Here is a 12,262-nt window from a genome sequence, read left to right as displayed (position 1 = left end):
ACAGGAAGACGAGGACGAACAGGAGTCATTCGTTGACTTTTGCATTCGTCCTCTTTTGCTGTCATCGAATGGAGGTATATATCATGTTAACAATTACGCAAATTGCTGAGTGGCTGCATCTTGATGTCAGAGACGAGCGGGTCGTCCGCCACTTCGCAACGGATTCACGCGCACATCTTGAAGATGGTCTCTATGTTCCGATTCAAGGAGCACGCGTCGATGGTCATCGCTTCCTGGAAGGCGCAAAAAATCAAGGAGCGATCGTCACCTTATGGAAGAGAGGGATTGATCGACCGGACATCGATGTCGTTTTCTTAGAAGTCGATGAACCACTGGTTGCCTTGCAAGAGATCGCTAAGCAATACTTAATGCGGATTGCACCAAAAATCGTTGCCATCACTGGATCGAATGGCAAGACATCGACGAAAGACATGGTCGAAAGTGTACTCAAGACAACGTTCAAGACACATAAGACACAAGGGAACTTCAATTCGGATATCGGGATGCCGTTAACGATTCTCATGATGCCGGCTGACACGGAAGTCGCCGTACTGGAAATGGGAATGAACGGTTTTGGCGATATCGAATTCTTATCGAATCTTGCTGAACCAGATATTGCGCTCGTCACGAACATCGGTGAATCCCATGCGGAGCAAGTCGGTGGACGTAGTGGAATCGCCAAAGCAAAGCTTGAGATTCGGTCTGGTCTTAAACCAGGAGGTCATCTGTTCGTTGATGGGGATGAACCACTTCTAGCAGAAGTCGAAGCGGAGAAAATCGGTTATCAGATTGGGAATACGTACCGGATCGAGACGACAGAAGCAACATTTTTCGGAACAGCCTTTGCTTACGATGGTACTGCCTTTCATCTGCCTGTGTTAGGAAAACACCAAGTCCGAAATGCAGCGTACGCGATTGCGACAGCGCGCGCGCTTGGCGTGACGGATGCCCGGATCCAAGAAGGATTCGACGCGGTTGAACTGACACCAATGCGGATGGAACGACTGCTCTTTGAGGAGACGGCGGTCATCAACGATGCGTATAACGCAAGTCCGACATCGATGAATGCAGCGATTGAGACAATCACTGCATTAGAAGGGTATACGACGCGCGTTCTCGTGCTCGGCGATATGTATGAACTAGGAGACCAGGAACGCTTGTTACATGCCTCGGTCGGAAAGCGGATTACGTTACCGGTCTCGCATGCTATTCTAGTAGGGGAGAAAGGCGCGTGGATTGCTGAAGGAATCAGCGACCCATCCGTCCAAATCCAATTTGCGGCAACTGTTGAGGATGCTGCTGAACAATTGCGTTCGCTGCTTGGAGAACGAACAATCGTTTTATTGAAAGCGTCACGTGGGATGGCGCTCGAACGGATATTGACCTATCTGAACGAAAACTAATTTTTGAAAAAGGGTGTCTGCTATGATCACATTATTCATCAGTCTTATTCTTGCATTTCTTGTTGTACTACTTGTTATGCCAAAGGCAATTCCGTTTCTACACCGATTGAAGTTCGGTCAGGAAATTCGGGAAGAAGGACCTCAATGGCATCAGGTCAAATCGGGAACGCCAACGATGGGCGGAATCGTCATTCTCGTCGCGATGATCGTCAGTGTTCTTGGAGCAATCGTCATGGGTGATTTATCAACGACACAGTTATCGTTACTCTTTTTAACACTTGCATATGGTGCGATTGGTTTCATCGATGACTACATCAAAGTCGTCAAGAAGCGTAATCTCGGCTTGAATTCGAAGCAAAAACTGATTGGGCAAATCGTCGTCGGATTGTTATTCGTTTGGTTGAGTGGTGGATTTACGAGTGACGCGACGTATCTGTCGATTCCATTCACAGACTTCAAACTTGATTTTGGTATCATCTATCCGTTCGTTGCCTTATTCTGGTTAGTCGGATTCTCGAATGCTGTCAACTTGACAGACGGGTTAGACGGTCTCGTATCGTTTACGGCGATTCCGACATTCCTCTTCTTCGGTTTGTACAGTTGGTTCATCGCGGATGAAGTGGGTGCTGCTTGTTTTGCCTTCTCAGCAGTTGGTGCCCTAATTGGATTCCTTTTATTCAATGCTCATCCAGCAAAAATCTTCATGGGCGACACAGGGTCCCTTGCACTCGGTGCCGCACTAGCAGGTCTATCGATTGTCCTAAAACTAGAACTTCTCCTTGTCTTGATCGGCATTGTCTTCGTTGTAGAGACACTATCTGTCATTCTACAAGTCATCTCATTTAAGACGACAGGGAAACGTATCTTTAAAATGAGTCCGATTCATCACCATTTTGAAATGGTTGGTTGGAGCGAATGGCGGATTGTCGGTACATTCGCAGGAATCAGCTGTTTGATGGCATTCATCGCCTACGTATTTATGTGATAAAAACGAAGAGAGAAAGTGAGCGATTCAACAATGGAACAACGACAATGGAATGATCAAAAGGTGCTCGTTCTCGGAACGGCGAAAAGTGGAATCGCAGCCGCTCGTTATTTAGCGAGCGTAGGTGCAGAAGTGACAGTGAATGACGGGAAAACACCGTCCGAGAGTGATCAAGCAGTGCTTGCATCACTCGATGTCCAAACGGTTTATGGTGGGCATCCGCTTACACTACTCGATGACATCGATTTGATCGTCAAGAATCCAGGGATTCCGTATCAGATCGAATTGTTACAAGAAGCATTACGACGCAACATTCCCGTTTGGACAGAGGTGGAACTGGCGTATCACGCAACAGATGCGACGTGGATTGCTATCACAGGATCAAACGGGAAAACGACGACGACGACACTCGTTCATGAATTGTTGAAAACAGGGTCTCGACGTGTGCATTTGGCAGGAAACATTGGATTCCCGGCAATTGAAATCGCACGTCAGGCGAAACGAGATGACATCATCGTCATTGAATTATCGAGTTTTCAATTGATGGGGATCGATCAGTTCCGACCATACACAGCAGCCTTTTTAAATCTATCACCGGCACATCTCGATTATCATGGTGATTTTGAATCATACGGAGAAGCAAAAGCTCGGATTTTCAAAAACATGACATCTTCGGATCGGCTTATCTTGAACGCTGATGATGCATCGGTCAACGAGCTCGGTAAGACAGCAAATGTGACGCCGCTCCTATTCTCACGTCGTCAATCTGCTTATGCAGAAATAGTGAATGATGTGTTGACGATCAATGGATCGAGTATTCTACCCGTCAAAGAACTTGCTCTCGGTGGTGGTCACAATGTTGAGAACGTCCTCGCGGCCTTAGCGCTCGTCGAACCATTCGACTTACCATTAGCGAATGTCCAGCATGTGCTACGGACATTCGGAGGAGTAGAGCACCGGACACAGTTCGTCGGTGAAATTGCTGGTCGAAAAGTTTATAACGATTCGAAAGCGACGAATAACGTCGCGACAGAAGCAGCCCTATCTGGATTCACGACAAACATCATCTGGTTATGTGGTGGGCTCGAGCGTGGAGCGGATTTGACACCGCTACTCGATGCGATGAAGCACGTCAAACATGTCATCGGACTGGGAGAAACCGGACATCGCTTCGGAACGCTTGCATCTGAAAACGGCTATTCATCAACGGTCGTCAAGACGATGGATGAAGCCGTGAAAGTAGCGTTTGAAGTATCACAACCTGGAGACATCATTCTTTTATCACCAGCATCCGCAAGTTGGGATCAGTATAAGACATATGAAGAGCGCGGCGATCATTTCGTTCGTGCCGTACATGAAGTAGGGGGAACAACAGTATGAAAATCGTCGTCTCTGGTGGCGGTACAGGTGGTCACATCTATCCGGCACTTGCCATGATCCGAGAGCTCGAAGAACGCATGCCGTGTGAGGTCCTCTATATCGGAACAGAAAACGGTCTCGAAGCGGATATCGTCCGTCGGGCAGGAATTCCATTTGAATCGATTGAGATCTCTGGCATCCGTCGTTCGCTGTCGTTCGAGAACGTCAAGACGGGTATCCGGTTCGTCAAGAGTGTCCGACGGGTTCGCCGACTACTGCGCCAGTTCCAACCGGATATTGTCGTCGGTACAGGTGGGTTCGTCTGTGGACCTGTTCTGTACACGGCAGCAAAAATGGGTTTTAAGACACTCGTTCATGAACAAAACAGTCTTCCCGGTATCACCAATAAATTTTTAGCGCGTTATGTGGACCGTGTCGCATTATCCTTCAAAGGATCCGGTCATCACTTCGGTAAAAACGAAACAAAGACGGTTCTGATCGGAAACCCACGCGCTTCTGAAGTAGCGGAGTTACAAATCAACCCAACGGAAGAGCGTCAACGTTTCGGTTTCGAGGAAGGGCGTCCACTCGTCGTCATCTATGGTGGTAGTCGTGGTGCGCCTGCCATCAATGAAGCAGTCGTCGACATGATGCCGAAAGTTGAACAAGCCGGATGGTCGCTCCTCTTCGTTACGGGTCAGATTCATTACGATACGATTGTTTCACGCGTTGGCTCAGTACCTGAACGCATTCAACTGCGTCCATTTGTATATGATTTACCGAACATCCTAAAAGCAAGTCAACTTGTCATTTCGCGTTCGGGAGCAAGTACATTAGCAGAACTGACGACGCTTGGGCTACCGAGTGTCCTCATTCCAAGTCCTTACGTGACGGAAAACCATCAAGAAGTCAATGCCTCATCGCTCGTCGAGACAGGTGCGAGTCTATTGATTCGTGAACAAGAACTGACAGGTGAACGGTTATTTGATGCATGTGAAAAAGCATTGGCGCAACAACAAAAGATGTCTGAAGCAGCACTTGCGCTCGGTATGCCGAATGCATCACGAGACTTAGTTGATGAATTGTTACGACTAACAGGACAAAAAAACTAAACTATTGCAGGAAAAGACCGATAGGGAAATGAACTGTTACGTATAGAGGAGGAATGAGACGTGAGGGAACGGAGAGCGGTCGGACGACCGCAAGAGGACAAGAACGTCCGCAGTCTCGAGGATAAGATACCTTATATCCGTGAACAACGTCGCAAAAAAGCTAACCGAAGACTCATTTATGTCCTGATTTTGATTGGTCTATTGGTCGGTGTCGTCTTTTATCTGCAGTCAAGCTATTCCCGGGTCGCTCGATTTGATGTTGATGGTAACGTCAATGTGAAATCAGAGGATATTTTGCAAGCATCCGGGATCAAGGTGAAAGAGACACATGCCTTTAATGTGTCAGAGGAAGACGTTCTTGAACGGATTGAGAAGGTCCCAGGTATTCAAGAAGCAACGATGCAAAAGCAATTTTTGCACCAATATCGCGTGACGGTGACGGAAGAGAAAGAGATTGCCTATGCGAAAGATAAACCGGGAGACCGGATCGTCCTTGCGGATGGAACGATCATTCCCGGTAAGTCGAAGGAAGAATTGTTTGACGCTCCGATCCTGACTGGCTTCACCGATCAATCTCTAAATCGATTGACGAAGGAGCTTGTTAAAATCGAGCCGAAAGTACGGAGCCGGATATCCGAGATCGTCGCTAATGATAAGACTGACAAAGGTGGTCTGAAGTTGTTCATGACGGATGGGAATACGGTTTTGCTAAGTACTTCTGCCTTTTCTAATTCATTGAATGAATATGTAAAGGTCATTTCTGCCTTACCAAAAGGAAAGACAGGAACAATTACAATTGATGGTGGTATCTATTTCAAACCATATAAAGGGAAAAAATAGAAGATTCGTAAAGGGCTGACGAACAAAAAAACAAACATGTGTTTTCATTCGTCGACCTTTATTTGAATCGTCATCAAATCGTAATCTATTAGGACGCTAAGACGGGCAATAACTTCTTTTCGTAAGTATTTATATAGTGTAGACTTAAACGAGAAGAAGCCTGATCTATTCCTAGAATATAATTAGGAATAAAAAGGATTAGTATTATGAAAGTGGAGGTGTCACTCCCATGGAAACGAAAGGTACGATTGCCGCACTCGACATTGGGACATCGGAGGTGAAGCTCATCGTCGGTGAACTACTTGGTGGAACGCTGAACGTTCTTGCTGAAGGTTCTGCACCATCCGCGGGTGTTAAACGAGGTGTCATCGTTGACATCGATCAAACGGTACATGCCATTAAACAAGCGGTCACAGAAGTGGAACGTACACTTGGTGAACCAATTGGTGAAGTATATGTCGCTATTTCGGGCGAGCACATTCAAGTCAAGGATTGCCAGGGGATGACGTCAATCAAAGGTGAGGACAATGAAATCACGGATGATGATGTGAAAGATGTCTTGCATTCTGCGATGGTCATGCGAATTCCAAATGAACTCAGTGTAGTTGATGTCTTGCCGAAGACGTTTACGGTTGATCAGCAAACAGAAATCACTGATCCAAGAGGAATGATTGGTTATCGTCTCGAAGTAACAGGGAAGCTCATCATCGGAGCGAAGACGATCCTACATAGCATTAAACGTTCCATTGAACGGGCTGGTTTAGAGCTTGCTGGATATGTGCTGGAGAGTTTAGCGGTATCTAGAATCGCAGCATCGATTGATGAACTAGAACTCGGTGTTGGGATCATCGATATCGGACATGAGACGACGACGCTTTCCATCTATGAAAAGAACGATCTCGTCTACTCGACGACGTTGCCTTACGGTGGAGATCATCTGACACGTGATTTGACGTACAAGATGAACTGCAAATACCAAGATGCGAAACTCGCTAAAGAAGAATACGGCGTTGCACTCGAAGCACTCGGTGATCCGGAGGAGAAAGTCTCATACGTCACGATCAACGGGGAACATCGTTTCGAACCACAATCAGAGATCGGATTCGTTTTAGAAGCGCGACTTGAGGAAATCTTCGAGATGATTCAAAAACGAATGACGCAAGCGGGATACGCTCACATGAATAGCGGCTTGATCTTATGTGGTGGAAGTTCTTCACTACCTGGCATCGATCAGCTCGGAAAACGGATTTTCAAGCAGAGCGTCAATGTTTATCAGCCTGCTAGTCTTGGTATTCGTCATCCGAAGTATGCCGTTGCAGCTGGTATGTTACGTTATGTACTCTCAAGAAGCGCCGTATCGAAATCAGGTTTCGACCGGGCAGAAGAGAAAGAAGTCGTAACATCCGGACGTGAGCAGGATGCACTGCTCATGAACGAACAGGCATCACCTGCTCGTGAAGAACGACCAACGCGTGAACAGCCTCCAAAAGAGAAAAAGTCATTCAGTAGTTTCTTTGAGAAATTCTTTGGTTAATGCCTACAAAAAAATCCAATGAGTAAAAAATATTAGGGGGCCCTTTTTATGTTGCATTTTGATGAAATGATGGACCAAGTAGCAAAAATCAAGGTCATCGGTGTAGGCGGTGGCGGTTCGAACGCCGTCAACCGAATGATTGAACACGGTGTCCAAGGCGTAGAGTTCATCGCTGTAAACACAGACGCTCAGGCATTGAACATGTCACAAGCTGACGTGAAATTACAACTCGGCGCAAAATTGACACGTGGTCTCGGTGCGGGTGCAAATCCGGAAATCGGTAAAAAAGCGGCAGAAGAGAGCCGTGAACAATTAACAGAAATCCTTTCAGGAGCTGACATGGTCTTCGTCACAGCCGGTATGGGTGGCGGAACTGGAACAGGAGCTGCTCCAGTCATCGCTGAGATTTCAAAAGAAATCGGCGCATTGACAGTCGGTGTCGTGACAAAGCCATTCATGTTCGAAGGACGTAAACGGATGCAACATGCTGTTTCTGGTGTCCAGAACTTCAAAGAAAAAGTCGATACGTTGATCGTCATCCCGAATGATAAGTTGCTTGAAATCGTCGATCGGAACACACCGATGCTTGAAGCGTTCAAAGAAGCGGATAACGTCTTACGTCAAGGTGTACAGGGTATCACGGACTTGATTGCCGTTCCTGGTCTAATCAACCTCGACTTCGCCGATGTGAAGACGATCATGACTGAAAAAGGTTCTGCTTTGATGGGTGTAGGTGTCGCAACAGGTGAACATCGCGCGACGGAAGCCGCTAAAAAAGCGATTTCAAGTCCATTGCTTGAAACATCAATCGAAGGCGCGAAAGGTGTTCTAATGAACATCACGGGTAGTGCGAACCTCAGCTTGTATGAAGTAACGGAAGCCGCACAGATCGTTCAAAGTGCAGCAGATGAGGAAGTTAACTTGATCTTCGGTTCGGTCATCAATGATAACCTAGAAGATGAAATCATCGTCACAGTCATCGCGACGGAATTCGAAAACGAACCACTCGACTTCGAAATTCCATCCGCACAAGAGATGATGAAAAACCTATTGAAGAAAAAACAAGCGACTCCACCACCAACAGAGGAGTCTAAACCACAAGTCGAAGAGACGCCTGTCAGCTCAAATCCTGAACCAGCTAAAGCGCCAGATGTCGAAGAAACGATGGACATCCCATCTTTCCTTCGCCGGAATAATCGTTGATCGATGTTCCAGTGACACGACTGCTAAACCAAGAGGTGTCGCGAAAGCGGCGCCTCTTTTTTTAAAATCGAAGGAGGCATCAACATGTTTGGACAATGGATCAAATGGGATACACCAACAGGTACCGTACGTGCCGCCTTTACGACGAAGTTTGCAGCACCACATGGAAACGGTAACTTAGGATTACATGTCAACGATGATCGTGACGGCGTCATCCAGAACCGACAAGTCATTGCTCGACAGCTTGATCTATCTCTTGAGAACTCAATTTGGGCGCAGCAAATCCATGGGAATCACGTTGAACAGGTGACGACACTTGACTCCGGACGCGGCGCTCTGGATTACGAAACAGCGATTCCGGGTACAGATGGATTGGTGACGACTGATTCGAATGTCTTACTGATGATGCTCTTCGCTGATTGTGTTCCGCTTGTCTTCTGTGATCCGACGACAGGAATCATCGCGAATACGCACGCCGGATGGCGGGGGACTGTTGGCAATATCGTTGAAGAGACAGTCAAACAAATGGAGCGTGCAGGTGCGAGTCGCTCATCGATTCAGATGGTCATTGGTCCATCGATTCGTGATTGTTGTTACGAAGTCGATCAACCCGTCATCGATGCGATCGACGCACTTGAACTCGATGAGTCTTCTTACATACGCAAGGAAGATGGAAAAGCGATGTTATCGCTACAAAAAACAAATGCTGCGCTTGCTGAGCGTTGTGGAGTGGGTGATGTCCTTGACTCAGGTCTATGTACACATTGTCAGGCGGAAGATTACTTCTCTTATCGCCACGGCGACCACGGCGGTCGGTTCGCGAGTTTGATCGTAAAGGAGTCATTGGATGTCAATTCTTGAAAATGTACAAGAGGTTACACGACGGATAAAACAAGCGAGTGAAAAGAGTTCATCCAAAAAGCAGGTACAGTTGATTGGCGTGACGAAATCAGTCTCAAGTCAAGTTGCTTCTGAATTATTAGAGGCCGGTGTAACGCATCTTGGAGAAAATCGTCCGGATGGACTGCTCGAAAAACAAGCAGAACTTGGACGTACAGCCTGTACATGGCACTTCATCGGCACGTTACAGACGCGTAAAGTTCGTCAGATCATCGATGCCATTGATGTGCTGCATTCGCTCGATCGTCTTCATTTGGCAGAAGAGATCAATAAACGAACGAACCGAATCATTGATTGTTTCATTCAAGTCAATATCTCGGGAGAAGAATCGAAGCAAGGTATTGCACCGGAGGATGTACCGTCGTTCTTACACGAAATCGGTCAGTATCCCGCGATTCGTGTCATCGGACTGATGACGATGGCACCGTTGACGGAAGACACGACGCGTATACGTGAGGTATTCCGGTCATTAAAAACATTGCAAGAAGAGGTCAAGGCAAAAAAATTGTCGTATGCTCCATGTACAGAGTTATCCATGGGGATGTCATCGGATTTTGAGATTGCCATCGAAGAAGGGGCGACGTTCGTCCGAGTCGGGACGACGCTCGTTCACACCTAAACGAGAAGAAGGGAGAATGGATATGGGTTTCAAATCAAAAATGCAAAATCTATTTCTCGGCAACAGCGATGATTTAGATGAACTCGAATATGAAAATGATGCTACAATAAATAAAGGTAGAGGTGCTTCACAACAAGAGTACGAAGAGTATTACGAGGAATCTACCCCAAGTGTTACTCAAAAGGAGGACAGCGTGAGACAATCGAATATCGTGCCGCTACATGCGACGAAAAAAACGAAATCGCAGGTCATCTTGAGTGAACCACGTGTCTTTAACGAAGCCCAAGAGATTGGGGAACATCTTCGTCAGAACCGTGCTGTCATCGTCAATATGCAACGTATGTCAAAAGATCAATCACGACAGATGATCAACTTCTTATCTGGTGTCGTTTTCGCTCTCGATGGAACGATCACGACGATCAGTCAGAATACCCTCCTCTGTGTTCCAAACAATGTCGAGTTGGCTGGTAGCATCTCGAATCTCCTAGGAGAAGATGATATTAATCATAAGGGGTGGTAAGTATGGATTCACAAGTGATGTACGCGATTGGTCGTACATTAAGTACGTTATTACAATATTATAGTTATGTCATGATTGTGTACATTCTGCTATCTTGGTTCCCGAATGCCCGTGATTCGAAATTCGGACAAGTGCTCGCGATGTTGGTCGAGCCATTCCTAGCACCCTTCCGTCGTATTATCCCGCCTATCGGAGGCATGCTAGATATCTCGCCGATTGTTGCCTTTCTCGTCTTGAACTTGGCACAATCCGGTATCCGAGCTATCTTCTTCGTATGAGTGTATATGATCATTATCGTGGAAGCGAGCGGGAATTCGTCGATTCGGTCTTGAACTGGATTGATCACGTGGAAGCGACGTATACGTTTAAATTAACGGATTTTCTAGACCCTCGTGAACAGCAAATTACACAAGAACTCGTCGGTTCGAAATGCGCCCTCTTTTTTGAGGGCGGTTTCGAAGGCGCCGAACGTAAACGAGCAATCCTCGCACCAGACTATTATGAATACAACGCGGATGACTTTGACATTTCCATTTATCGCATTCATTATCCTACTAAATTCGTTGAACTATCTCATCGTCAAGTCACCGGTACATTATTGAACGTCGGATTGAAGCGTGCCAAGTTCGGCGACGTCATCATCCAGGATCAAGTGCAATTTGCTGTCGCGGACGAAGTTGCGACATATATCGAAGCAAACGTCGAACGCGCAGGTAAGACGAAGATTCGTCTTTCGCGCGTAGACGCAGAAGATCGCTTGAAAGTGAAGGAACAAGAGTGGGAAGAGACGCTCGGGTTCGTCAGCTCACTTCGGTTCGATACGGTCGTCAGTGAAATTCTCGGCTTCTCCCGTCAAAAGGCACAGACGCTCATTAAACAGGGTGAAAGTAAAGTGAATTATAAGGTAGTCGATGACGTGAGTTTCATGCTTGAAGAAGGGGATCTGCTTTCCTTACGTGGAACGGGACGCGTTAAACTGATTGCGATTCTCGGATCAACGAAACGGGATCGAATCAAACTACAATACGGTATTTTAAAAGGATAAAAAAATGCGGAGGAGGAATTCATCATGCCATTAACGCCACTCGATATTCATAATAAGGAGTTCACACGAAAGTTTCGCGGCTATGACGAGGATGAAGTGAACGAATTCCTAGATCAGGTCATCAAGGATTTTGAGTTGTTGTTACGTGAGAACCGTCAACAACAGGAAGTCATCCAAAACATGCAAGCGCGTGTCGATTACTTTAGTTCGATGGAAGAAACATTGAATAAATCGATTATTGTCGCACAGGAAGCGGCAGAAGAAGTGAAAGCGAATGCTTCAAAAGAAGCAAGCTTGATCTTGAAACAGGCAGAACGCGAAGCAGAGCAATTGCAAGATGCGGCACAACGCCGGGCACAACGGACGGACTTCGAAGTGGAACAGATGCGTAAGAAAATCGAGCTCTATCGCAATCGCTTCAAAGTGTTGATCGATGCTCAAATGGAATTATTGACGAGCCACGACTGGGATGCATTTGATTTCTCTTCTCGTGGAGCGCTTGACGATGTTCCAGCAGTTGCGTATAATGACGACGATGTCGTATAAATAAAATCAATGATAAGGACACGTCGCATCTTGGACAGTTGACAGCGAATCGGGAAATGGTGGAAGCCCGAGCAACGAAAGAGATGGGATATCCCCTTAGAGTGTATGACTGAACGTTCTCCGAACAGTAAGTCATGCCGGTTCACTCCCGTTAGCGAGTTCTTAAGCGGTCCTGCGTCGTCGAACAGACGAGCAG

At 46.6% G+C, this 12,262-nt stretch carries 13 protein-coding genes and 1 other annotated feature (1 of these 14 only partly in view); all 13 genes read left to right on the top strand.

Going from position 1 to position 12,262, the window contains the following annotated elements:
* The first annotated feature begins 83 nt into the window (after nucleotides 1-83).
* Entirely contained in the window at nucleotides 84-1,403 is a 1,320-nt protein-coding gene (locus B3S86_RS08660; protein ID WP_290751551.1) for a UDP-N-acetylmuramoyl-tripeptide--D-alanyl-D-alanine ligase, read from the top strand.
* 22 nt (nucleotides 1,404-1,425) lie between these two features.
* The gene (gene mraY, locus B3S86_RS08655) at nucleotides 1,426-2,388 is read left to right on the top strand and encodes a phospho-N-acetylmuramoyl-pentapeptide-transferase (RefSeq protein ID WP_035406797.1); all 963 of its coding nucleotides are present in this window, start codon (nucleotides 1,426-1,428) and stop codon (nucleotides 2,386-2,388) included.
* A gap of 33 nt (nucleotides 2,389-2,421) precedes the next feature.
* The gene (murD, locus tag B3S86_RS08650; protein ID WP_290751545.1) at nucleotides 2,422-3,768 is read left to right on the top strand and encodes a UDP-N-acetylmuramoyl-L-alanine--D-glutamate ligase; all 1,347 of its coding nucleotides are present in this window, start codon (nucleotides 2,422-2,424) and stop codon (nucleotides 3,766-3,768) included.
* Complete coding sequence (gene murG / locus B3S86_RS08645) at nucleotides 3,765-4,859, top strand: undecaprenyldiphospho-muramoylpentapeptide beta-N-acetylglucosaminyltransferase (RefSeq protein ID WP_035406803.1); 1,095 nt, start codon at nucleotides 3,765-3,767, stop codon at nucleotides 4,857-4,859. The genes murD and murG overlap by 4 nt, the downstream gene beginning before the upstream one ends.
* 60 nt (nucleotides 4,860-4,919) lie before the next feature.
* Entirely contained in the window at nucleotides 4,920-5,699 is a 780-nt protein-coding gene (locus B3S86_RS08640; RefSeq protein ID WP_290751541.1) for a cell division protein FtsQ/DivIB, read from the top strand.
* Between the two features lie 229 nt (nucleotides 5,700-5,928).
* Entirely contained in the window at nucleotides 5,929-7,233 is a 1,305-nt protein-coding gene (gene ftsA, locus B3S86_RS08635) for a cell division protein FtsA (RefSeq protein WP_290751537.1), read from the top strand.
* A 48-nt stretch (nucleotides 7,234-7,281) separates the two neighbouring features.
* The gene (ftsZ, locus tag B3S86_RS08630; protein ID WP_029342137.1) at nucleotides 7,282-8,436 is read left to right on the top strand and encodes a cell division protein FtsZ; all 1,155 of its coding nucleotides are present in this window, start codon (nucleotides 7,282-7,284) and stop codon (nucleotides 8,434-8,436) included.
* Nucleotides 8,437-8,520: 84 nt separating this feature from the next.
* Nucleotides 8,521-9,297, top strand: coding sequence for a peptidoglycan editing factor PgeF (gene pgeF, locus B3S86_RS08625; protein WP_290751534.1), 777 nt, complete (start codon nucleotides 8,521-8,523; stop codon nucleotides 9,295-9,297).
* Nucleotides 9,284-9,955, top strand: a complete 672-nt coding sequence (locus tag B3S86_RS08620; protein ID WP_035406814.1) for a YggS family pyridoxal phosphate-dependent enzyme — start codon at nucleotides 9,284-9,286, stop codon at nucleotides 9,953-9,955. Before pgeF ends, B3S86_RS08620 begins: the two co-directional genes overlap by 14 nt.
* A gap of 193 nt (nucleotides 9,956-10,148) precedes the next feature.
* Nucleotides 10,149-10,475 (top strand): cell division protein SepF, encoded by a 327-nt coding sequence (locus B3S86_RS08615; protein WP_231496839.1) that lies wholly within the window; start codon nucleotides 10,149-10,151, stop codon nucleotides 10,473-10,475.
* 2 nt (nucleotides 10,476-10,477) lie between these two features.
* On the top strand, nucleotides 10,478-10,753 hold the full coding sequence (locus tag B3S86_RS08610) for a YggT family protein (RefSeq protein ID WP_035406819.1): 276 nt from the start codon (nucleotides 10,478-10,480) through the stop codon (nucleotides 10,751-10,753).
* Nucleotides 10,750-11,520, top strand: coding sequence for an RNA-binding protein (locus B3S86_RS08605; RefSeq protein WP_035406822.1), 771 nt, complete (start codon nucleotides 10,750-10,752; stop codon nucleotides 11,518-11,520). The genes B3S86_RS08610 and B3S86_RS08605 overlap by 4 nt, the downstream gene beginning before the upstream one ends.
* 24 nt (nucleotides 11,521-11,544) lie before the next feature.
* A complete protein-coding gene (locus B3S86_RS08600; RefSeq protein WP_023468794.1) occupies nucleotides 11,545-12,066 on the top strand; it encodes a DivIVA domain-containing protein in 522 nt (173 codons plus the stop codon).
* Nucleotides 12,067-12,262 (top strand) — a binding site (T-box leader); it runs 45 nt beyond the window's last position.

This window comes from Exiguobacterium sp. UBA3968 (assembly GCF_002385115.1).
Lineage (GTDB): Bacteria > Bacillota > Bacilli > Exiguobacteriales > Exiguobacteriaceae > Exiguobacterium_A.
This window is presented reverse-complemented; position numbering and strand designations above follow the sequence as displayed.